General features: G+C 66.0%; 18 protein-coding genes. 8 read left to right on the plus strand and 10 right to left on the minus strand.

What is annotated here, in order from left to right; genetic code table 11:
- Positions 1 to 114 precede the first annotated feature (114 nt).
- Positions 115 to 2,010: an RNA helicase RhlE2 gene (gene rhlE2 / locus AC3WL2_RS01040; RefSeq protein WP_173862419.1), complete on the plus strand. Its 1,896-nt coding sequence runs from the start codon at positions 115 to 117 to the stop codon at positions 2,008 to 2,010.
- 97 nt (positions 2,011 to 2,107) lie between these two features.
- Here rhlE2 and AC3WL2_RS01045 read toward each other — a convergent pair whose 3' ends face one another.
- From AC3WL2_RS01045 to AC3WL2_RS01055, 3 genes are all read right to left on the minus strand, one after another.
- Entirely contained in the window at positions 2,108 to 2,683 is a 576-nt protein-coding gene (locus AC3WL2_RS01045; protein WP_102682225.1) for a YceI family protein, read from the minus strand.
- Positions 2,684 to 2,717: 34 nt separating this feature from the next.
- Positions 2,718 to 3,269: a cytochrome b gene (locus AC3WL2_RS01050; RefSeq protein ID WP_094012344.1), complete on the minus strand. Its 552-nt coding sequence runs from the start codon at positions 3,267 to 3,269 to the stop codon at positions 2,718 to 2,720.
- 213 nt (positions 3,270 to 3,482) lie between these two features.
- Positions 3,483 to 5,309, minus strand: a complete 1,827-nt coding sequence (locus AC3WL2_RS01055) for a flavin monoamine oxidase family protein (protein ID WP_102682226.1) — start codon at positions 5,307 to 5,309, stop codon at positions 3,483 to 3,485.
- Between the two features lie 204 nt (positions 5,310 to 5,513).
- On the opposite strand from AC3WL2_RS01055, the gene AC3WL2_RS01060 reads away from it, so the two are divergent.
- The 3 genes from AC3WL2_RS01060 (at position 5,514) to AC3WL2_RS01070 (ending at position 8,226) form a co-directional block, all read left to right on the plus strand.
- Complete coding sequence (locus AC3WL2_RS01060) at positions 5,514 to 5,945, plus strand: hypothetical protein (protein ID WP_102682227.1); 432 nt, start codon at positions 5,514 to 5,516, stop codon at positions 5,943 to 5,945.
- A gap of 73 nt (positions 5,946 to 6,018) precedes the next feature.
- Positions 6,019 to 7,425, plus strand: a complete 1,407-nt coding sequence (locus AC3WL2_RS01065) for an adenosylmethionine--8-amino-7-oxononanoate transaminase (RefSeq protein ID WP_102682228.1) — start codon at positions 6,019 to 6,021, stop codon at positions 7,423 to 7,425.
- Between the two features lie 81 nt (positions 7,426 to 7,506).
- A complete protein-coding gene (locus tag AC3WL2_RS01070; protein WP_102682229.1) occupies positions 7,507 to 8,226 on the plus strand; it encodes a 16S rRNA (uracil(1498)-N(3))-methyltransferase in 720 nt (239 codons plus the stop codon).
- Here AC3WL2_RS01070 and trhA read toward each other — a convergent pair.
- From trhA to pilG, 7 genes are all read right to left on the minus strand, one after another.
- Positions 8,223 to 8,840, minus strand: coding sequence for a PAQR family membrane homeostasis protein TrhA (trhA, locus tag AC3WL2_RS01075; protein WP_102682230.1), 618 nt, complete (start codon positions 8,838 to 8,840; stop codon positions 8,223 to 8,225). The genes AC3WL2_RS01070 and trhA overlap by 4 nt on opposite strands.
- 68 nt (positions 8,841 to 8,908) lie before the next feature.
- A complete protein-coding gene (locus AC3WL2_RS01080; RefSeq protein WP_023632084.1) occupies positions 8,909 to 9,382 on the minus strand; it encodes a chemotaxis protein CheW in 474 nt (157 codons plus the stop codon).
- Positions 9,375 to 14,669: an Hpt domain-containing protein gene (locus AC3WL2_RS01085; RefSeq protein WP_102682231.1), complete on the minus strand. Its 5,295-nt coding sequence runs from the start codon at positions 14,667 to 14,669 to the stop codon at positions 9,375 to 9,377. Before AC3WL2_RS01085 ends, AC3WL2_RS01080 begins: the two co-directional genes overlap by 8 nt.
- A gap of 11 nt (positions 14,670 to 14,680) precedes the next feature.
- A complete protein-coding gene (locus AC3WL2_RS01090; RefSeq protein WP_102682257.1) occupies positions 14,681 to 16,705 on the minus strand; it encodes a methyl-accepting chemotaxis protein in 2,025 nt (674 codons plus the stop codon).
- Positions 16,706 to 16,768: 63 nt separating this feature from the next.
- Positions 16,769 to 17,323, minus strand: a complete 555-nt coding sequence (locus AC3WL2_RS01095; RefSeq protein WP_046853926.1) for a chemotaxis protein CheW — start codon at positions 17,321 to 17,323, stop codon at positions 16,769 to 16,771.
- Positions 17,320 to 17,685 (minus strand): twitching motility response regulator PilH, encoded by a 366-nt coding sequence (pilH, locus tag AC3WL2_RS01100; RefSeq protein WP_046853925.1) that lies wholly within the window; start codon positions 17,683 to 17,685, stop codon positions 17,320 to 17,322. Before pilH ends, AC3WL2_RS01095 begins: the two co-directional genes overlap by 4 nt.
- A gap of 47 nt (positions 17,686 to 17,732) precedes the next feature.
- Positions 17,733 to 18,134 (minus strand): twitching motility response regulator PilG, encoded by a 402-nt coding sequence (gene pilG / locus AC3WL2_RS01105; RefSeq protein WP_102682258.1) that lies wholly within the window; start codon positions 18,132 to 18,134, stop codon positions 17,733 to 17,735.
- 255 nt (positions 18,135 to 18,389) lie between these two features.
- Between pilG and gshB the strand changes: the two genes are divergently transcribed.
- From gshB to ruvX, 4 genes are all read left to right on the plus strand, one after another.
- Entirely contained in the window at positions 18,390 to 19,343 is a 954-nt protein-coding gene (gshB, locus tag AC3WL2_RS01110) for a glutathione synthase (RefSeq protein WP_102682232.1), read from the plus strand.
- Between the two features lie 233 nt (positions 19,344 to 19,576).
- Positions 19,577 to 20,476, plus strand: a complete 900-nt coding sequence (locus tag AC3WL2_RS01115; protein ID WP_102682233.1) for an energy transducer TonB — start codon at positions 19,577 to 19,579, stop codon at positions 20,474 to 20,476.
- A 127-nt stretch (positions 20,477 to 20,603) separates the two neighbouring features.
- A complete protein-coding gene (locus tag AC3WL2_RS01120; protein ID WP_102682234.1) occupies positions 20,604 to 21,173 on the plus strand; it encodes a YqgE/AlgH family protein in 570 nt (189 codons plus the stop codon).
- On the plus strand, positions 21,173 to 21,598 hold the full coding sequence (ruvX, locus tag AC3WL2_RS01125; protein WP_028688357.1) for a Holliday junction resolvase RuvX: 426 nt from the start codon (positions 21,173 to 21,175) through the stop codon (positions 21,596 to 21,598). Before AC3WL2_RS01120 ends, ruvX begins: the two co-directional genes overlap by 1 nt.
- Positions 21,599 to 21,618: the final 20 nt, after the last annotated feature.

Raw genomic sequence — 21,618 nt, forward strand, 5'->3', positions numbered from 1 at the left:
TCAGGATGCGCAGTGAACGCCCAGCTGGACCGGACGCGATCGCATCCCTCCGATGCCCGTCGCGCCAGGCAGAACACCCCATCGGGCCTAGCCCCCACGAGAACAGGATTGCCCATGTCCTTTGCTTCCCTCGGTCTCTCCGAGGCTCTTGTCCGCGCTATCGAGGCAGCGGGCTATACCCAGCCCACTCCGGTGCAACAGCGGGCCATTCCCGCCGTGTTGCAAGGTCGCGACCTGATGGTCGCCGCCCAGACAGGTACTGGTAAAACCGGCGGCTTCGCGCTCCCTATTCTTGAGCGCCTGTTCCCGGGTGGCCACCCCGACAAATCGCAACGCCATGGCCCGCGCCAACCGCGCGTGCTGGTGCTGACCCCCACCCGCGAGCTGGCAGCGCAGGTGCATGACAGCTTCAAGGTCTACGCCCGCGACCTCAACTTCATCAGCGCCTGCATCTTCGGTGGCGTCGGCATGAACCCGCAGGTCCAGGCCATGGCCAAGGGCGTCGACGTCCTGGTCGCCTGCCCGGGCCGCCTGCTCGACCTGGCCGGCCAAGGCAGCGTCGACCTCTCGCGGGTCGAGATCCTGGTGCTGGACGAAGCCGACCGCATGCTCGACATGGGCTTCATCCACGACGTCAAGAAAGTGCTGGCGCGCCTGCCGGCCAAGCGCCAGAACCTGCTGTTCTCGGCGACCTTCTCCAAGGACATCACCGACCTCGCCGACAAGCTGCTGCACAACCCCGAGCGCATCGAGGTCACGCCGCCAAACACCACCGTCGAGCGTATCGAGCAGCGGGTCTACCGCCTGCCGGCCAGCCACAAGCGCGCCCTGCTGGCGCACCTGATCACCCTGGGCGCCTGGGAACAGGTGCTGGTGTTCACCCGCACCAAGCACGGCGCCAACCGCCTGGCCGAATACCTCGAGAAGCACGGCCTGACCGCCGCGGCGATCCACGGCAACAAGAGCCAGAACGCCCGCACCAAGGCGCTGGCCGACTTCAAGGCCAACACCGTGCGCGTGCTGGTCGCCACCGACATCGCCGCCCGCGGCCTGGACATCGACCAGTTGCCCCACGTGGTCAACTTCGAGCTGCCCAATGTCGAGGAAGACTACGTTCACCGCATCGGCCGTACGGGCCGTGCCGGTCGCTCCGGTGAAGCCATTTCGATGGTCGCGCCGGATGAAGAAAAGCTGCTCAAGAGCATCGAGCGCGTCACCCGCCAGAAAATCCCGGATGGCGACCTGATGGGCTTTGACGCATCGCAGGTCGAGGCCGAGAAGCCGGAAGTGCGCGAGCGCCAGCCGAACAATGGCCGCGGTGGCCGCAACCAGCAACCTCGCGGCGAAGGCGGCAAGGAAGGCAGTGGCGGGCGCAAGGACAAAGGCAAGGACAAAGGCCGCAACAAGCCTTCGTCCGAGAAGTCCGCGGAAAAGGACAAGTCCGGCGAGAAACAGCAGCAGGGCCAGCAGCGCAAGCCGCGCGACCAGAAGCCACGCCAGCAGCAGAACAACGGCCAGAAAGCCGCGCCGGTCGCCTCCCCCAATCGCGACCCTGAAGAGTTCCTCGACGACGACGTCGACAACTTTGGCAACCGCGCCGACTACGTCAGCCCCTACCAGAACGCCAAGAACCAGGGGCGCAATCGTCGCCCGGGCGGCAACGGGGGCCAAGCCCAAGGGCAAGGCCAGCGCAGTGGTGGCGGCCAGGGGCAAGGCCAGGGCCGTGGCAATGGCCAGCAGCGCCAGGGCCAGGGCTCCGGTGAAAAGCGCCCGCGCAACGGCGGCGGCAGCAATGGTGGCGCCCGACGCGACAACAACGGTGGCCGTGCTCGCCGTGAAGATTCGTCCCGCCAGGAACCGGCCGTGCGCAACCCGCGCGAGTCGCAGAGCGCACCAGTGATCATCCGCAAGGAATCCAAACTCGACCGCTACCCGACGCCCGAGCAACTGGACGACCTGCCAAGCCGCCCACGCGGTGAGCGCCCGGCGCTGCTGACCCGCAAGGGCTGAGCCCGCAATCGCGGGGCCTGCCCCGCGATGAGGCCATGCAAAGCCAACGAAAACGCCGCCCATTGGGCGGCGTTTTCGCTGCTGGCGAAGCGAATTACTACTGTTTCAGGCCTTCGACGCTGATATCCAGGTCCAGGGTCTGCGAAGTCGGACCTGGGCCCTTGATGCCGAAGTCGTTCAGGTTCAGCGTGGTGGTGGCGTTGAAGCCAGCGCGCTCGCCGCCCCACGGGTCCTTGCCCTCGCCATTGAACACGGCCTTGAAGGTGACGGGCTTGGTCACGCCGTGCAGGGTCAGGTCGCCGGTCACATCGGCAGTCTTGTCACCGGTCGACTTGACGCTGGTGGAGACGAACTTGGCTTCCGGATATTTTTTGACATCCAGGAAGTCCTTGCTGGCGATGTGCTTGTCACGCTCGGCGTGGTTCGACCACAGGCTGGCAGTCTTCAGGTCTACGCTGATCTTGCTGGCCTCGGGCTTGGCACTGTCCCAGGTGAAGTTGCCGTCGAAGTCCTTGAAGGTGCCGTGGATGAAGCTGTAGCCCAGGTGGCTGATCTTCCAGTCGACGAACGCGTGCTGGCCTTCCTTGTCGATCTTGTACTCGGCGGCCATGGCCTGGCCGGCGGAGATCAGAGCGGTACCGAGCGCCAGAGCGGCAAAAGTCTTTTTCAACATCCTTACTTCCTTCCTTTGCAATTGAGGTTGAGAGTCAAGCTTTGCGGCCCAGCATGCGGGTCAGGGTCGCGTCACGGTCGATGAAATGATGTTTCAATGCCGCCAATGCGTGCAGTACGGCAAAAATCACCAGGCCCCAGGCCAGCCAGAGGTGGATCACCCCCGCCAGGTCAGCCTGGTCAGGCAGGTCGCTGACCAGCGCGGGAACGTCGAACAAGCCGAACACCGGAATACCCACGCCGTCGGCGGTGGAAATCAGATAGCCCGCTATCATCACTGCGAACAGGCCCAGGTACAGCGCCAGATGGCCCAGCTTGGCGGCCAGCCGGGTGACCTTGCCATGGTTGGCCGGTGCCGGTGGCGGCGGGCTGACGAAACGCCAGACTACCCGCAACAGCATCAGTGCCAGCAACACCAGGCCGATGCTCTTGTGCAGGTCCGGACCGGACTTGCGCCATGGGTCGTAGTAATCAAGGCCGACCATCCACAAGCCCAGGCCAAACAGCCCGAAGACCGCCAGCGCCACACCCCAGTGCAGGACGATGCTGACCAGGCCATAGCGAGAAGATGAATTGCGCAGTTGCATGTTGGCGTATTTCCCCGTGAAAGCTGTGCACAAGACTAACGCGTAATGCATCGAATAAAAGCGTAAAAAGCAGCTTCTGATTATCGAAAAACCAGATATTAATTCTGGAAGCTTCCTATTAAGGAAACATTAACGATAGACGTTTGGAAGATCCGACGCCATCGCGGGGCAAGCCCGCTTACACAGGGCTCCGCGATGGCGGCTATACCGAGATCAGCCGGCCTTGGCCTGGCTGTTGAGCACCGGCTTCTTGGCCGATTCCGACTTGGCGGTGGCCTTCTTCACCGGCGCCGGTTTGGCTGCAGGCTTGTGGGCCTGCTTGGCCGCAGGCTTGGCGGGGGTCTGCTTGGTGGCCGCCGGCTTCACTGGCTCTTCCTTAGCAACGGGTGTCGGCGCAACCGGCGCGGCTGCCGGTGCAGGCGCAACCTCCTCGGCCTTGGCGATCGGCGCGGCCTTGGCCTCTGGCTTGTCAGAGCCGCCAAACAGACGCGAGAAGAAGCCCGGCTTGACCTGCTCGGCCTTCACGGGCTCCGCCTTGGCCGGAGCCTTGTCAGAGGCGCCGCCGAACAGGTTGGAGAAGAACCCGCCCTTGTCCTTCGCGGCCGCGACGCCGGCCGCTCCAGTAGCCGCTGCGGCGGCTACCGACGCAGCCTTGGCCGGGTCGAAGGACTTGCCCGCCGCCAGGTCCTGGACCTGCCCCGCGGCACGCTGGCCGCTACGCAGGGCCCCTTCGAGGGTACCTGGGTAAAGCGCATCGGTGTGTTCGCCGGCAAAGGCGATCCGTTGTACCGGGCGCTCCCACAGGCGCCAGTATTTGCTGATCTGCCCCGGGCCGTAGGCCAGGTACGCACCGCCCATGCCGGCGTCGGTGCTGTAGCGGCGGATTTCATAACCGGTGAAGGCGCCGCGTGCCTGCGGGTAGAAGGCGTGCAGGCGGATCAGTACCTGATCGACCATCTGCTTGTCACCAAAAGCCTGGAGCAAGCGGGCGTTATCCCCGGACAGGTTGATCACCACGTTGGCGCCACCCTTGAGCGCCGGCTCGATCCACAGCATGCCAAGGCCAGTGTTGCTGAAGATCTCGCCGGACATGCGTGCACGGCTTTCCCACACCGGGTTCTTGAACTTGAGCATCAGCTGGTCGCGCCAGCCATAGTTGGTGCCCTTCAAGGCGGCCAGGTGCTGCCCGTCCAGGCCTGGGGTCATCTGGATCTTGGCCAGTGCACGCAGCGGTACGGCCATGACCAGATAGTCAGCCTGGTAGCCGACACCGCCGACCTTGACGGTCACACCGTCTTTGTCCTGAACGATGGCGGTAACCGGCGAACTGGTCTTGATGGTCTTCAGCTGCTTGACGAAGGCCTGGGCCAACACCGGGCTGCCACCTGGCAGGCGCGCGGCGCGCAGGTCACGGTCGCTGACATTGCGGTAGACCCGGCCTTGCTGGGCGAAGTACAGCAGCGACAGGCGCGACGGCTCGTCATAGCGGGTGCGGATCTGCTGGTTGACCAGCTGACGGGCGGTGGCTGGCAGCTGCAGCTTGTCGAGCCAGGTGGACACGTTCATCTGGTCGAGGGCGAACAGGGTGCTGTTTGCCGCGGGATTGAGCGGGTCTTCAATGGAACGGGCCAGGTCGTCGAGGGTTTTCTCGAAGCGTTTGAGCGCCTCGGCAGTGGCTGGCTGCTTGGTCGCCAGATCGGTGGCAGTGAAATATTCACCGTCGATCAGGTAGCCGGGGTTGCGCACGAACTCCGGGGCCGGCAGGGTGGCGACCTTGAACTGCTCCAGATACTGGTTGAGCACCGGCTGGGTCTTGCTGTTGCCGACCCATTCGCTGGTGGCCAGGCCCGAACGCCCGCCCATGCCCGACTTGGCTTCCAGCAGGGTCACCTGCCAGCCCTTGCTCTGCAGCTCGTAGGCCGCGGTCAGGCCCGCCAGGCCACCACCGACGACGATCGCCGTCTTGTCCTTGGCCAGCGCGACGCCGCTGGTCACCCCGATCAATACCAACGCGCACAGGCGCACCCAAGCAGCAGCCATGATGGCGAACTCCGGTTAGAGAAGCGATAGAAGGGACGGGGAGCAATGCCCCGGGAGAGATGCGTTAAGAATACGTCACCTCTGCCCACCCTGCCACCGCAGTGACATCAAGTGCCTTTGGCAACTGGTAATTTTGTCAGTGGCGTTGGGTCGCCGGGGCGTGCAGCCTTGGCTGGCACTCAAGCATCGAGCCGGGGAAGAACAGTGATCTACACCGAAGATTTTGCCAGGTGGACGCCTTCGGCGCCCCTACCCGAGTGCTCCTGGCGCACGCCCACCGGCCTGAACATCGTGTCCAATGGCATTGTCTACAGCGCGCGTTACCAGACCGAGGAGGGGCGGATCGGCACGGAATTGATCATCCATGGCCAGTGCGATATCGAGTTCATCTTCGGCCAGACGGTCGATTGCCTGCTGCTTGAAGTGGATGTCACCACGCTCAGCACGGCCGTCTCGACCGCCTACTGGTTGACCCTGCGCGACCTGGACTACACCGAGTTCACGCCCGGGCCCGGCACCCACGGCACCTCCTGGCACGACGTGCCCGGCCCGCTCGACCGCCTGACCCTGTCCACCCTACCGCAGTGCACCGTGCATATCCGCCAGCTGGAATGGCGCCCGGCCTGGCGACACTGAGCGGTTGTCCTGCCCCCCGGCATTGCTTAGGCTTACGCGGTCAAACCGAGCCGTAACGCCAGGAGAAGTGCCCATGGGCCTCAACGATCAGTGGATGCAGCGCGACCTGAAGGTCCTTTGGCACCCCTGCACCCAGATGAAAGACCACGAACAGCTGCCGCTGATCCCGATCAAGCGCGGCGAGGGCGTGTGGCTGGAGGACTTCGAGGGCAAACGCTACCTGGACGCCGTCAGCTCATGGTGGGTCAACGCTTTTGGCCATGCCAACCCGCGCATCAACCAGCGCATCAAGGACCAGGTCGACCAGCTCGAACATGTGATCCTCGCCGGTTTCAGCCACCAGCCGGTGATCGAGCTGTCCGAACGCCTGGTAGCGATCACCCCCGCCGGCCTGGACCGGGTGTTCTATGGCGACAATGGCTCATCGTGCATCGAAGTGGCGCTGAAGATGAGCTTCCACTACTGGCAGAACACCGGCAAAGCGCAGAAGAAGCGCTTCGTCACCCTGACCAACAGCTATCATGGCGAGACCATCGCCGCGATGTCGGTGGGCGACGTGCCGCTGTTCACCGAAACCTACAAGGCGCTGCTGCTGGACACCATCAAGGTGCCGAGCCCGGACTGCTACCTGCGTCCGGAAGGCATGGGCTGGGAAGAGCACTCGCGGAACATGTTCGCGGCCATGGAGCAGACCCTGGCCGAACACCACGCCAGCATCGCTGCGGTGATCGTCGAACCGCTGATCCAGGGCGCCGGCGGCATGCGCATGTATCACCCGGTGTACCTCAAGCTGCTGCGCGAGGCCTGCGACCGTTACGACGTGCATCTGATCCACGATGAGATCGCCGTCGGCTTCGGCCGCACCGGCACGATGTTCGCCTGCGAGCAGGCCGGCATCACCCCGGACTTCCTGTGCCTGTCCAAGGCCCTGACCGGCGGCTACCTGCCGCTGGCCGCCTGCCTGACCACCGACAAGGTCTACCAGGCGTTCTACGACGACTACCCGACCCTGCGCGCCTTCCTGCACTCGCACAGCTACACCGGCAATCCGCTGGCCTGCGCCGCGGCCCTGGCCACTTTGGACATCTTCGAGCAGGACAACGTGATCGAGGCCAACAAGGCCTTGTCGGCGCGCATGGCCAGCGCCACCGCGCACCTGGCCGACCATGCCCACGTCGCCGAGATCCGCCAGACCGGCATGGTCCTGGCCATCGAGATGGTCCAGGACAAGGCCACCAAGGCCGCCTACCCCTGGCAGGAGCGCCGCGGCCTGAAAGTCTTCGAGCACGCCCTGAGCCGTGGCGCACTGTTGCGCCCGCTGGGCAGCGTGGTGTATTTCCTGCCGCCTTACGTGATTACACCCGAACAGATCGACTTCCTGGCCGAGGTGGCCAGCGAAGGGATCGATATCGCCACCCGCGACAAGGTGAGCGTTGCCGTGCCGGCCGACTTCCATCCGGATTTCCGCGATCCGGGCTAGCCCCAGACCAACCCGAAACCTGTAGGAGCCGGCTCGTCCGCTCCTACAGGATCTGCGTCAGCCTTTTTCCAGAGCAAGCCCATGAGACTCTCCCGCTTCTTCATCGACGCCCCACTGGGCCTTGGCGAGCACGAGCTCCCCGAAGCCCAGGCCCACTACATTGGCCGCGTGCTGCGCATGGCCGCTGGCGACGCCGTGCAGCTGTTCGACGGCAGCGGCCAGGAATACCTCGGCCAACTGCTCGAAGTCGGCAAGAAAACCGTGCGCGTCAGCCTCGACCAGGCACTTCCCGGCCAGGCCGACTCGCCTTTGCATATCCACCTCGGCCAGGGCCTGTCCCGTGGCGAGCGCATGGACTGGGCGATCCAGAAAGCCACCGAGCTGGGGGCCAACGAAATCACCCCGATCGTCAGCGAACGCTGCGAAGTACGCCTGAAGGACGAACGCGCCGACAAGCGCCTGGCCCACTGGCGCCAGGTGGCTGTCAGTGCCTGCGAGCAGTGCGGGCGCTCGACCTTGCCGGTGATCCACCCGCCCGTGACCCTGGCCGAGTGGCTGAAAAGCACCGAAGCCGACCTCAAGCTGGTGCTGCACCCGGTGGCCGAGCCACTGACCAGCCATGCCAAACCGGCCAGGCTGGCCTTCCTGATCGGCCCCGAGGGCGGCCTGAGCGAAGCGGAAGTCGAGCAGGCCAAGGCCGCCGGCTGCCACGCCGCCCGCCTCGGCCCTCGCGTGCTGCGCACCGAAACCGCGCCTGTGGTGGCCCTGTCGGTGGCACAGCAACTGTGGGGCGATTTCTAACGCACGTAGAAAAACACCGCGACGAAGTGCATCAGGCTGCCGGCAATCACGAACAGGTGCCAGATGCCGTGCCAGTGGCGGAATCGGCTGTCAAAAGCGAAGAAGATGATGCCGACGGTGTAGAACACACCGCCGGCCGCCAGCCAGGCGAAACCCGCGGCACCCAGGCTGTGCAGCAGCGGTTTCACCGCCACCAGCACGATCCAGCCCATCAGCGCATAGATGACGATCGACAGGATCCGTGCCTCGGAGCGCGGCTTGATCTCCTGCAACATGCCGACCAGCGCCAGCCCCCAGACCACCCCGAACAGGCTCCAGCCCCAGGGGCCGCGCAGGCTGACCAGGCAGAACGGCGTGTAGCTGCCGGCAATCAACAGGTAGATCGACAGGTGGTCGAGCTTGCGCATGACCCGCTTCGCCCGCCCGCGGGTGCTGTGGTAGAGGGTGGAGATGCTGTAGAGCAACAGCAGGGTGAAACCGTAGATGGAGAAACTGACGATCTTCCAGGGATCGCCCTGCAGGCCCGCCACGACGATCAGCCAGCTCGCGCCGATGCAGGCCAGTACCGCGCCGACCAGGTGGGTCCAGGCGTTGAAGCGTTCACCGTAATACATGCAAGCACAGACCTCCCGCAGCAGTCAGGGTTCCTGAGCCCCGCGACAGGGCCCGCTCAACCATCATCCTAGCCAGCTGCAGATTGCAGATCAGCGTCACGTACCAATCTTTCCAGCCCGGCCAGGTCCGGCACCCGCGCCACCTGCTCGCCCACCTGCACTGCCGCCAGCTCCAGCGCGGCCAGCGGCACGTCAACATAGTTCAACTGGCTGTCGAGCTTGCACGAGCGCGGAATCCCCTGCAGCAGCAACGCCAGGAAGCGCAGGCCGGTATCTCCCAATGCGTTGAGAACCACCACCCGTGCCCGCTCGCCGCAAGTGGTCTGCCCGCCACAGGCCGCCTCGAAACCGATCAACGGCAAGCGCTGCTGGCGCCAGTCCACCCAGCCCAGGTGCCAGGCCGGCTCTCCTGGCTCGCAGGCGATGGCACGATGACCAATCAATTCGGCCACCGCCACGTTGGGCAGTACCAGGGTGCGGTCGCCCAGGGGCAACAGCAGGCCGGTTAGGCTGCTGCGCTGGCCGGCGATATGTTCAAGCATGGGGCTGGCTCCAGTGGGCGATGCTCTGCAACAGGACCGACTCCTGGTAGGGCTTGCCGAGGTAATCGTTGACGCCAATGGCCATGGCCCGGTCGCGGTGCTTCTGCCCGGTACGCGAGGTGATCATGATGATCGGCAACTGTGCCAGGCGTTCGTCGCGGCGGATGCGCGTGGCCACCTCGAAGCCGTCCATGCGCGGCATCTCGATGTCCAGCAGCAACACGTCCGGGCGGTGCTCCTCGAGCAGCGCCATGGCATCCACCCCGTCCTTGGCGGTCAGCACGCTCATGCCGTGGCGTTCGAGCAGGCGGCTGGTGACCTTGCGCACGGTCACCGAGTCGTCCACCACCATCACCAGCAATGGCCGCCTGGGCACCGGGCCGGTCAGCAGATGCTGCCCCTGCGCCGCGCCCGGCAGGCGCGCCAGGCGTCGCTGCTGGCCGCGCAACTGGCCGAGCAGGTCGAGAATCAGCACCACCCGCCCGTCGCCAAGCAGGGTGGCACCGGACAGCCCCGGCACCGCCGCGAACTGCGGGCCCAGGCTCTTGACCACGATCTCGCGACTGGGCGACAGGCTGTCGACCTGGATCGCGAACGATTGCTCGTGGGAATGGGTGAGCAGCACCGGCAGCGGCACGCTCTGGCCCAGCAGGTTGGGTTGCGTACCCTCCTGCAGCAGCTCGCCGAGGTAACGCAGCGCGTAGTCATGGCCGGCATAGCTGTAGCGTGGCGGGTCGAGTCGGTAGCAGGCCTCGAGCTCCGATGGCGGCACGCGCACGATGCCCTCGATGGTGTTCAGCCCAATAGCGTACTGCTCATCCTCCACGTGCACCATCAGCGCCCGGTTCACCGACACGGTGAACGGCAAGCGGATCAGGAAGCGCGCGCCCTTGCCGGGGCTGGACTCGATGCTCATCGAACCGCCCAGCTGCTTGACCTCTTCATGGACCACGTCCATGCCCAGGCCGCGCCCGGAGATCTGGGTGATCTTCTCGGCAGTGGAAAACCCCGGGCGCAGGATGAACTGCAGGATCTCGTGGTCGCTCAAGCGTGCCTGCGGATCGAGCAGGCCGCGTTTGATCGCCTTGTTGCGCACCGCCTCCAGCGGCACCCCGGCACCGTCGTCGCTCATCTCGATGACGATGTCGGCGCCTTCGTGCAGCAGGTTCAGGTGGATGGTGCCCTGCTCCGGCTTATCGGCCGCCAGGCGCGCCTCGCGGGCTTCCAGGCCATGGTCGACGGCATTGCGCAGCATGTGTTCCAGCGGCGCGACCATGCGCTCGAGCACACTGCGGTCCAGCTCGCCCTCGGCATTGCCGACCACCAGTTCGACCTGTTTGCCCAGTTCGCTCGCCACCTGCCGCACCACCCGTTGCAAACGCGGCACCAGGCGTTCGAACGGTACCATCAAGGTGGCGGTCAGCCCCTCTTGCAACTGGCTGTTGACCCGCGCCTGCTGCTGCAACAGGCTGTGCGCTTCCTGGGCCCGCTGCAGCAGGGTCTCCTTGAGGTCGAGCAGGTCCGAGGTGGACTCGAACAGCGCCCGCGACAATTGCTGCAACTGCGAATGACGATCCATCTCCAGGGGGTCGAAGTCGTCATAGGCGTCACCTTCGAACTGGTGCCGGCTCGAGATCCGCCCCTGGGTCTCGATATCCAGGCGCAGCAGCTGGTCGCGCATGCGCTCCAGCGTGGTCTCCATCTCGTTGAGAGCGAACTGCGCATCGTTGACCTGCTGCTCGATGCGCCCACGGATCACCGAATGCTCGCCGGCCAGGTTGCCCAGGTCGTCAAGCAGTTCGGCATCGACCTTGACCATGTCCCCGGCCCGCTCGGGCGCGACAGCCGGGGCTTCGGCCGGGGCGGGCTCGGCCTGGGGCTGCCCGGCGGCGCTGTCGGTCAGCGCGGCGCTGGAGAAGTTGCGGATATAGTCGATCAGCGCCGTCGCCGCGTGCAGCGGCTCACCCAGGCGCGCCGCGTCGAGCATGTGCGCCAGGCGGTCATGGCAGTTCTGCAGCAGGCTGAACAAGGCCGGCGTCGACGGCAGCCGCGCGGCCGCCAGCAGCTCGTAGAGGAATTCCAGCTCATGGGCCAGGTCGCCGATGGCGGCGATCTCGACCATGCGCGCCCCACCCTTTAGGGTGTGCAGGTCGCGCAACAGGTTCTCCACCTCGACCGTGTTGCGCGGGTCGGCCTGCCAACGCGCCAGGGACTGGGCCGCGCTTTCGAGGATATCGGAGCTCTCTTCGAGAAAAACCTCCAGTAGTTCCTTGTCGCCTTCGCTTTCCTGCGTGTCGTCCTGCGCCTCGGTCGGGCCAGGGGGCGGAGCGTTATGGCGGAAATCGCGCAGCTCGCCCAGCAACGCCACCGCCGACAGCGGTGACTGGCCCTCGCGCAAGCTGCGCAGCATCTCGGCCAGGGCGTCATGGCTGCGTGCGAGCAGCTCGAACAGCCCTGGGCTTGCCCCGATCCGCCGGTCCACCAGCCCTTCGTAGAGCCGCGCGAGCTCCTGGGCAAGCACTTCGATGGCGCCAATCGCGGCCATCTGCGCACCGCCCTTGAGGGTCAGCACATCATGTTGCAACGCAGACAGCGGTGACAGGCTTTCGGGATCGTCCTTCCATTGCCGCAGTGCCTGGTCGGCGCCCTCGAGAATATCCGCGGCCTCCTCGAGAAACAGCTCGACGACAGCGGGGTCCGGCAGCTGGCCAGGTAGGGGCAGCACTGTCGCGCCAGCTGCGCCGACCAACCCCAGGGCCGCCGGGTCGAGGGCATCGTCAAGCAAGCCATGCAAGGCGGCCAGGCAATCGGGGCGGGCGGTCGGATCCTGCCCGGCGGCTATTTCGTCGAACAGGTCGAGCAGCGCTTCGTGGGCCTGACGGGCGATGGCAAAGAAACGCGGTGTCACCGCAAGGCTGCCCTCTTCGACCGCGCCATAGAGGTCGAGCAGCCCTTCGCAGACTTCATCCACCTGCCACAGCTCAGCCTGGTGCGCGCCATGGCTGAGGGTGGTCATTTCCTCGAGCAGCAGGTGCAGCTCATGATGCTGCGTGGGGTCGGCCTGCCAGTTGGCCAGCCGCGCCTCGGCGTCAAGCAGGATATCCATGCCCAGGGTCAGGAAGGTGGCCGTCAGTTGCGGGTCACGCCTGGCCCGACGCGACGGGTGCGGCTCGGCCTGGTGCCGGGCGAGCCTGGCATCGACCGTTTGCCCGACCTGCTCGATCAACGCCGCAGCCCCCGGGATGGCAGCCAATGGTGAGCTATCCAACTGGGCCAGCCCCAGGTGGAACAGCGCACGCGCAGCCTCCAGCAGCTCGATCTCGGCCTGCTGTAAAGGCAGGTGGTGACCTTTGTACTCGCGCACCAAGCGGTCGAGCGCGGTGGCCAGATCCGCCACCGGCATCACGCCGGCCATGGCGGCGCTGCCCTTGAGGGTGTGCAAGGCGCGTTGCAGGCTGTCGCTGACCACTGTGCCTTGGGCACCAGCCACCTGCAGGAAAACATCGAGCCCGGCCAGGTGCCCCTGGGCCTCGTTACGGAAAATCTCCAGCAGCTGCGGATCGAGCCCGTCGATGCTGGCGCTGGCCGGCGTGTCATTGAGCGCCAGTGCGTGCAGATGCCCGGCCAGTTGCTCTATCTCCGCAGTGGGCGGCAATTGGCTGGCGGCGAAGTCGGCGAGCAGGTCGGGCAGGCGCACGAACACTTGCTGCAAGGCCACCAGGCCTTCGGCGCTCAGTGTGATGCGCCCCTCCAGCACCCGGTTGAGCAGGTGCTCGGCGCCCCAGGCGAGTTCTGCCACGGCCTCTGCGTGAACCATCCGCCCGCTGCCCTTGAGCGTATGCAGCGCGCGGCGTACCTCGATCAGTGCCTCGCGCAGGCCGTTGTCGGCACGCCAACGCAGCCACTGGCGCTCGAGTTCAGGCAACAGTTCGCCGGCCTCTTCGAGAAAAACCCCGCGCAACTCGTCATCGACACCGTCCGCCATGCCGGAGCCAGCCAAGGGCCGCTCGAGGCGCGGGCATTGCACGCCCAGGGCGGTCAGGCTGGCGTGGGCCATGTCGATGAAACGCTGGGCATCGGCCAGCGGATCGGCCACCCGCCACTGCAACCAGGCCTCCCCGGCGCACAGGGCATCGGCCAGGTGGGCCAGCTCATCGGGCAGCGGCTCGTCCTCCACATGGACCAACCAGCCCTGCACATACCCCGCGCACCCACCGAATACCTCGGCGGCGGCCGGCAGCATCAGCATCGCCAACGCCCCGCGCACCTGCTGCAGCAAACCGGGCAAGGCCTGCAGGCGCTGACGCGACCAGTCCGACTCCAGGCAGTCGCCGATCAGGTCCTTGGCCTGCTGCAGCACATTGAGCGACTCGTTGAGTACCAGTTGGCGAATCTCGGCAAGGTCAGAACCAGGCAGGTTGCCTGGCGAGGTCTCCTCCAGCGGGCCGACCATGCCGTTGAGGGTCGCCTCGACGTACAACAGCGCCCCGGCGACATCCATCAACAGCGCCTCGTCCACCGCGCCGTCCTTCTCGACCTGCGCCTGCAGCGCCAGCACCTGGTCGATGATTACTCGTCGTGGCTGCTGGAAACCCAGCACTGCCAGGGTATCTGCGACATGGCGCAAGGGTGGCAGCAAGGTTTCCAACGACTCGCGGGGCGGATGCTCGCCACTGACAAAGGGGTCGAGACGGTCCTTGATGCGCATCAGGTCATCGCACAGGGCCATCACCACCGAACGCAGCGCGTCCCGCCCAGGGCCGGCCTGCATGTGCTCACGCCAGCTCCCCAGGGAAAGGTCGAGGTTGGCGAGGTCCGCGGCGCCCGCCAGGCGCTGCCCGAGTTCGCCCAGCAGGCTGCCCTGGGCCAGGGGCTCGGCACCCCGGCAGACCCGCAGCTGGTTGAGCAACGGCATGACCACCAGCGGCAAGTCGTGACGCGCTCCGCGCAGGCGATCCAGGTAAGGCGGCAATTGCTCAAGCCCCCGGAACAGCGCGCCCAGGCAGTCGCCGCGAGGGCTCACCTGGCCCTCGGCCATGGCCCGTCCCAGCAGCTCCAGTTCCTCGGCCAGGCGCGTCGCGCCCGGCAATTCGAGCAGGTGCAGGCAACCGTGCACCTGGTGCAGGTTGTCGACGAAGAACGCCAGCATCGACAGATCGCCTGGCTCCGCCGAGAAACGCTCCAGGGCCTGGCGCGCCTGCGCCAGGCAATCGAGGATGGGGGCCTTGATCCAGGCCAGGGCCACCGTGTCGTGGCGCTCGCCGGCCGTATTGCCCGGGCCGGCCATGCTCGCCCCGCTCACGACCGCTCCACCGGCTTGGGCAGGGTGAAACCGGATACCGAGCGGCGCATCTCGCTGGCCATGCGTGCCAGGTGGCGGATGCTGTCGGCCGTGGCGCCGGAACCGGCGGAGGTCTGCGCGGTGATCTGCTGGATCACCGCCATGGTGTGGGAAATCTGCCCGGCAGACGACGTCTGCAACTGAGCGGCATCGGAGATGCTGTGAATAAGGTCGGCCATCGTCTGCGACACGCCTTCGATCTCTGCCAGGGCCACGCCGGCGTCCTGGGCCAGGCGCGCGCCGCGCACCACTTCGGCGGTGGTCTGCTCCATGGAGATCACCGCCTCGTTGGTATCGGCCTGGATGGTGCGTACCAACGCCTCGATCTGCCGGGTTGCCGAGGACGAGCGCTCGGCCAGGCGCTGCACCTCGTCGGCGACCACGGCAAAGCCGCGGCCGGCCTCGCCGGCGAGCGATGCCTGGATGGCCGCGTTGAGGGCGAGGATGTTGGTCTGCTCGGCAATGTCGTCGATCAGGCTGACGATATCGCCGATCTCCTGGGAGGACTCACCCAGGCGCTTGATCCGCTTGGCGGTGTCCTGGATCTGCTCGCGGATGTTGTCCATGCCGTGGATGGTGTTGTGCACCACTTCGTTGCCCTTGTTGGCGATGGCCACCGAACGCTCGGCCACCTTGGCCGATTCATAGGCATGCGCGGAGACCCGGTCGATCGACTCGACCATGTCGCCCACCGCCTCGGACGCCTCGCTGATCTGCTCGGCCTGGTGCTCGGAGGCCTTGGCCAGTTGGCGGGCGGTGTTCTGGGTGTCCTGCACCGCAGCGGCGACCTGCTCGGCACTGTGGTTGATGGTGGCGACCAGGTCGCGCAGCTGGTCGACCGAGAAATTGATCGAGTCGGCGATGGCTCCGGTGAAGTCCTCTGTCACCGAAACGGTCACGGTCAGGTCGCCGTCGGCCAGTTCCTCGATCTCGTCGAGCAGGCGCATGATCGCCTGCTGGTTGCGCTCGTTCTTTTCCGCGGTCTCGCGGAGCTGGCGGTGGGTGGCGCGCACCATCACCAGGCCGATGAGGATGATCGAGGCCAGTGCCAGCAGGCCGAGTACGTAGCCGCCGACAGTATCGAGGGTACGCCCGCCGGCCAGGTTTTCGAAGCCGTTGGCCAGGTGCGAGGCCTCGTCGAGCAGGGTCTGCGACAGGCTGAAGATGTTACCGGCAGCCTCGCGCACGCGGAACAGTTCGGGCGAAGTCTCGAGGATTTCGTCCACCGAGCCCGAGACGAACTGGAACAGTTCGGCGATCTCGGCCAGCCGCGCCCGGGCATCGGCGTCCTCGACGCGGGTGACCTGGATCGCCGGGTTGCCGGCGAGCATGCCCTCGAGCACCTGGCCGAAGCGGCTGGCGTCGCGGCCGAAGGCATCGGCGGCCTGCACCGAAGTCTCGTCACCGGCGAGCACGGTGTTGACCGAGCCGAGAATACGCTCGGCCAACAGCAACTGGCGCTGGGCCACGGCCACCTGGTTGGCCGGCGCACCGCTCTGCAGCAGGATTTCCACCACTTTCTCGTATTCGACCTGCAACTGCGGAACGGTCTCGGCCAGGGTGGCCGCGACCTGGTGCAACGACAGCACGGTCTGTTCGCTGGCCAGGATGGTGTCGGTGTTCTTGCGCAGGTTCTCCCAGTCCTGGCGCACCGCGTCCATTTCGTCGCGTACCGTGGCGGGCGCGGCGGGCAGGCCGGTGGTCTTGTCCCCCTCGCGCAGGTAGCTCCAGCGCCGCTCGAAGTCGTTGCGCGCGTCGCTGAGCAGCCTGAACGCCAGCGCCTTGCCCGCCGCCGCCTCGGTGGCGTTCTTGGCAATGCGCTGGGACAGCACGCGCAGCTCGCCGGCATGGCCGATGTACTGCTTGTCGTGGTTGGCCTGGGTGTTGAGGTAGGCGAAGTTGGCGAACAACAGGACGATCGACAGGATCAGCACCACGAACAGCACGGTGATCTGCGCAGTGCTGCGCGGGCGTTGGGCCACGGCTGCGGGCGAGACGCCGGCTGCGGCAACGGTGGGTCCTGGCTTGTTCACGTCGAAAGTCCTCTACAACGCCACATCGAGAAAGCCCGGCGCCTGGGCCAGGGCGAACGGGCTGAAGATCGCCCAATTGCGCTCACGGGGAAAATGGCCCTGCACGAAGGGCGCGGCCGCGCGGATCAACGGTTGCGGCGGCGACAGCTCGAGGCTGCTCAGGGCGAAGTGCTGCAGGCCGACCACTTCGTCCACCAGCAGCCCGGCGAACAGCTCTTCGTGATCCAGCACCAGCACCCGCCGTTGCTTGCCCGCCGCCGCCGGCCCCAGGCCGAAGAATGCACACAGGTCCATCACCGGCAGCAGCCGCCCACGCAGGTTGGCCACTCCGCGCACCCAGGGCTGCACACCCGGCACCCGGCTACCGCGGGGTTCGCGCAACACTTCGGCGACTTCACCCATGGGCGCGACGAACCACTGCCCGGCGACACGAAAGCCGATGCCGCTCCATTGTTGCAGGCGGATGTCCTGCGGTGGCTGGTCGGCCACCAGCAGGCGGCAGCGCCGGTCGATGTCCAGCAGCAGCTCGAAGGCGGTCAGCGACGCGCCCTGGGGCCGGGTGGTCAAGCCTGCAGCACTTCTTTGAGCTTGGCGATCAGCGCGTCTTCTTCCACAGGTTTGGTCAGGAAGTCGCGGGCGCCCTGGCGCTGGGCCCAGATCCGATCGGTTTCCTGGTCCTTGGTGGTGACCACGATCACCGGGATGGCGCTGGTTTCCGGGTCCTTGCTCAACTGGCGGGTGGCCTGGAATCCGTTCATGCCGGGCATGACAATGTCCATCAGCACCGCGTCGGGCTTTTCCTGGCGGGCCAGGGCCACGCCGTCGGCACCGTTGTCGGCCTTGAGCACCCCATAGCCGTGCTTCTCCAGCCATTCGGTCAATCTGTACATCTCTGTCGGCGAGTCGTCGACAATCAGAACTCGGGCCATGCTGTTTCCCCATCAGGAAATAGAGACGCCGCCTTGCGTGGGCGGCGTCAGGGTGCGTGTGGATCCTGCGCGGCGAAACCGGGCACGCAGGCACGGATCGCGTCGAGCAGTTCTTCCTTGCTGAACGGTTTGGTCAGGAACTGGTCGGAGCCGACCACCCGGCCGCGGGCCTTGTCGAACAGGCCGTCGCGGGAAGAGAGCAGGATCACCGGGGTGTCCTTGAACGCGCTGTTGTGCTTGATGATGGCGCAGGTCTGGTAGCCGTCGAGGCGCGGCATCAGCACGTCGACGAAGATGACCCGCGGTTTGTGGTCGACGATCTTGGCCAGGGCGTCGAAGCCGTCACTGGCGGTGATCACCTCACAGCCTGCCTCGCCGAGCAACATCTGCGCGGTGCGGCGGATCGTGCGGGAATCGTCGATCACCATCACCTTCAGGGGTTGTTCCATATAGTTCGCCATCATTTGCTGCTCTGGTCTGAGCGGCAAGCTGCAAGTTACAAGCGTCAAGTAAAAGCAAATGGGTGTGCAGCCCGGCTCTCTTGCAGCTTGTGGCTTGGAGCTTGAAGCTGGATCGAGCCTTTTTAGCACACTCCCGAAGGCCATTCCATCCGCCCGCCCCTTGACCGTGGGCGCGCCCGGCGCCACCCTGAGCCACTTTTCTTTCGTGCCATCGCGGCCTAGGGCCGCCAAGAGGAACTACCCATGAGCGTTCGCCTCGGGATTGTCATGGACCCCATCGCGTCCATCTCCTACAAAAAGGACAGCTCGCTGGCCATGCTGCTGGCCGCCCAGGCCCGCGGCTGGAGCCTGTACTACATGGAGCAGCGCGATCTGTACCAGGGCCAGGGCAAGGCCCGCGCACGCATGCGCCCGCTCAAGGTGTTCGCCGACCCGGCCCGCTGGTTCGAAGTGGGCGAGGAGCAGGACAGCACCCTGGCCGAGCTGGACGTGATCCTGATGCGCAAGGACCCGCCCTTCGACATGGAGTTCGTCTACAGCACCTACCTGCTGGAACAGGCCGAGGCCGAAGGCGTGCTGGTGGTCAACCGCCCGCAGAGCCTGCGCGACTGCAACGAGAAGCTGTTCGCCACGCTGTTCCCGCAGTGCACGCCCCCCACGCTGGTCAGCCGCCGCCCCGACATCATCCGCGAGTTCGCCGCCGAGCATGGTGATGTGATTCTCAAACCGCTGGATGGCATGGGTGGCACTTCGATCTTCCGTCACCGGGTCGGCGACCCCAACCTGTCGGTGATCCTCGAGACCCTGACCGCGCTCGGCGCCCAGCAGATCATGGCGCAGGCCTACCTGCCGGCGATCAAGGACGGCGACAAGCGCATCCTGATGATCGACGGCGAGCCGGTGGACTACTGCCTGGCGCGCATCCCGGCCAGCGGCGAGACCCGCGGCAACCTGGCCGCCGGTGGTCGCGGCGAAGCCCGCCCGTTGAGCGAGCGCGATCGCTGGATCGCCGCCCAGGTCGGCCCGACCTTGCGTGAAAAGGGCCTGCTGTTCGTCGGCCTGGACGTGATCGGCGACTACCTCACCGAAATCAACGTCACCAGCCCGACCTGCATCCGCGAGATCGACGCCGCCTTCAACACCAATATCGGCGGGCAATTGATGGACGCCATTGATCGCAAGCTTCAGGCGCGCTGACCGAAGACAGGTGGCAACACCGCGCAGTGGGGTATGATGCCGGTCCTTTTCGACTGAGCTGCTGCCCCGCCGAGGCTCTGTACGAAAAGTCTTGAGACGCAGGTCAGGCAAGGCGAAAACCGCCGAGGAAGCGCAGTGTACTGGAGTACATGAGCATTCCGAGGCTGTTTTCAACGCAGCATGAACAAGTATCAAGGCTTTTCGTACAGAGCCTAGCGGTTGCTGGATACCCGATGACGCTCCCCGCCGACATCCCACCCGACCTGCTGCCACCGCGCGTCCGCCCGGTGGACCGGCTCGGTTTCACCCTGTTCCTGGCCACCCTGGTGCACCTGGCGCTGATCCTGGGCGTGGGTTTCACCGTGGTCAAACCGGCCGAAATCCGACACGCCATGGATATCACCTTGGCCACCTTCAAGAGCGAGAAAGCGCCCGAGAAGGCCGATTTCCAAGCCCAGGACAACCAGCAGGGTAGCGGTACGCTGGACAAGAAAGCGGTGCCCAAGACCACCGAGGTCGCGCCGTTCCAGGACAGCAAGATCAACAAGATCACCCCGCCCCCGGCGGCGAAACCGCAAACACCCCCGGCACCGGCGAAGTCCGTGGTCGCCACCCAGGCGCCGAAGCCGCAGAAAGCCGAGCCCAGGCCCAAGGAGAGCAAGCCGCAACCTAAGCCCGAGGCCAAGGTACCGGACTTCGACAGTTCGCAGCTGTCCAGCCAGATCGCCAGCCTCGAGGCCGAACTGTCCCAGGAACAGCAGCTTTACGCCAAACGCCCGCGCATCCACCGCCTGAATGCCGCCTCGACCCTGCGCGACAAGGGTGCCTGGTACAAGGAAGAGTGGCGCAAGAAGGTCGAGCGCATCGGCAACCTCAACTACCCCGAAGAAGCCCGGCGCCAGCAGATGTACGGCAGCCTGCGGATGATGGTGTCGATCAACCGCGACGGTTCGCTGTACGAGGTGCTGGTGCTGGAGTCCTCCGGCCAGCCCGTGCTGGACCAGGCTGCCCAGCGCATCGTGCGCCTGGCCGCGCCCTTCGCGCCATTCACCGGGGACCTGGCGGAGTTCGACCGCCTGGAGATCATCCGTACCTGGCGCTTTGCCCGGGGTGACCGGCTGTCGAGCAACTGATCGGGGCCGCGTTGCGGCCCATCGCTGGCAAGCCAGCTCCCACAGGGGCAGCGCATGGCTTGAGTTCTGCACGATCGGTGGAGGAGCCGGCTTGTCAGCCTCGCCACCTGGCGCCACACTAGCGGACATGAAGACCCTCGCCCCCAGCTACCTCAAGCACCAGTTCCTGATCGCCATGCCGCACATGGCCGATCCGAACTTTGCCCAGACCCTCACCTACATCGTCGAGCACAATGCCCACGGCGCCATGGGCCTGGTGGTCAACCGCCCGCAGGAGCTGAACCTGGCCGACATCCTCGAGCAGTTGCGCCCGGACGATGAGCCGCCCGCCAGCACCCTGCACATCCCGATCTACCAGGGCGGCCCGGTGCAGACCGACCGCGGCTTCGTACTCCACAGCAACGACCGCAGCTACCAGGCCACGGTCGAGCTGGAGGGCCTGTCGCTGTCCACCTCCCAGGACGTGCTGTTCGCCATCGCCGCCGGCGACGGTCCGCGCAAGAGCCTGATCACCCTGGGCTACGCGGGCTGGGAAGCCGGCCAGCTGGAGGCCGAGCTGGCCGACAACGCCTGGCTCAACTGCCCCTTCGACCCCGAGATTATCTTCGGCATGGCCAGCGACATGCGCCTGGGCGCCGCCGCCGCCAGCCTGGGGATCAACCTCAGCCTGCTGACCAGCCAGGCGGGCCACGCCTGATGGCCGAACTGCGCTTGCTGCTTGGCTTCGACTACGGCACCCGGCAGATCGGCGTGGCCGTCGGCCAGGTGATCACCGGCCAGGCCCGAGAACTGTGCACGCTCAAGGCGCAGAACGGCGTGCCGGACTGGAACCAGGTCGAGAAGCTGATCAAGGAATGGAAACCCGACGCCATCGTCGTCGGCCTGCCGCTGAACATGGACGGCACGCCCAGCGAGATGAGCGAACGCGCCGAAAAATTCGCCCGTCGCCTGCACGGCCGCTACAACCTGCCGGTACACACCCACGACGAACGGCTCACCACCTTCGAAGCCAAGGGCGAGCAGATGGCCCGTGGCGGCCGGCATGGCAGCTACCGCGACAATCCGGTCGACGCCATCGCCGCGGCCCTGCTGCTGCAAGGCTGGCTGGAGGCCAACACTTAAATCCGCTTTGCCGCCGGCGG

This window comes from Pseudomonas sp. FW305-96 (assembly GCF_058783825.1).

Excerpts from the sequence above, each read along its gene's own strand:
- gshB (WP_102682232.1), top strand. The coding sequence starts at position 18,390 with ATGAGCGTTCGCCTCGGGATTGTCATGGACCCCATCGCGTCCATCTCC.
- rhlE2 (WP_173862419.1), top strand. The coding sequence starts at position 115 with ATGTCCTTTGCTTCCCTCGGTCTCTCCGAGGCTCTTGTCCGCGCTATC.
- AC3WL2_RS01065 (WP_102682228.1), top strand. The coding sequence starts at position 6,019 with ATGGGCCTCAACGATCAGTGGATGCAGCGCGACCTGAAGGTCCTTTGG.
- pilH (WP_046853925.1), bottom strand. The coding sequence starts at position 17,685 with ATGGCCCGAGTTCTGATTGTCGACGACTCGCCGACAGAGATGTACAGA.
- AC3WL2_RS01055 (WP_102682226.1), bottom strand. The coding sequence starts at position 5,309 with ATGGCTGCTGCTTGGGTGCGCCTGTGCGCGTTGGTATTGATCGGGGTG.
- AC3WL2_RS01120 (WP_102682234.1), top strand. The coding sequence starts at position 20,604 with ATGAAGACCCTCGCCCCCAGCTACCTCAAGCACCAGTTCCTGATCGCC.
- AC3WL2_RS01080 (WP_023632084.1), bottom strand. The coding sequence starts at position 9,382 with ATGCTTGAACATATCGCCGGCCAGCGCAGCAGCCTAACCGGCCTGCTG.
- ruvX (WP_028688357.1), top strand. The coding sequence starts at position 21,173 with ATGGCCGAACTGCGCTTGCTGCTTGGCTTCGACTACGGCACCCGGCAG.
- AC3WL2_RS01085 (WP_102682231.1), bottom strand. The coding sequence starts at position 14,669 with ATGGCCGGCCCGGGCAATACGGCCGGCGAGCGCCACGACACGGTGGCC.
- AC3WL2_RS01050 (WP_094012344.1), bottom strand. The coding sequence starts at position 3,269 with ATGCAACTGCGCAATTCATCTTCTCGCTATGGCCTGGTCAGCATCGTC.
- AC3WL2_RS01115 (WP_102682233.1), top strand. The coding sequence starts at position 19,577 with ATGACGCTCCCCGCCGACATCCCACCCGACCTGCTGCCACCGCGCGTC.
- pilG (WP_102682258.1), bottom strand. The coding sequence starts at position 18,134 with ATGGAACAACCCCTGAAGGTGATGGTGATCGACGATTCCCGCACGATC.
- AC3WL2_RS01045 (WP_102682225.1), bottom strand. The coding sequence starts at position 2,683 with ATGTTGAAAAAGACTTTTGCCGCTCTGGCGCTCGGTACCGCTCTGATC.
- trhA (WP_102682230.1), bottom strand. The coding sequence starts at position 8,840 with ATGTATTACGGTGAACGCTTCAACGCCTGGACCCACCTGGTCGGCGCG.
- AC3WL2_RS01070 (WP_102682229.1), top strand. The coding sequence starts at position 7,507 with ATGAGACTCTCCCGCTTCTTCATCGACGCCCCACTGGGCCTTGGCGAG.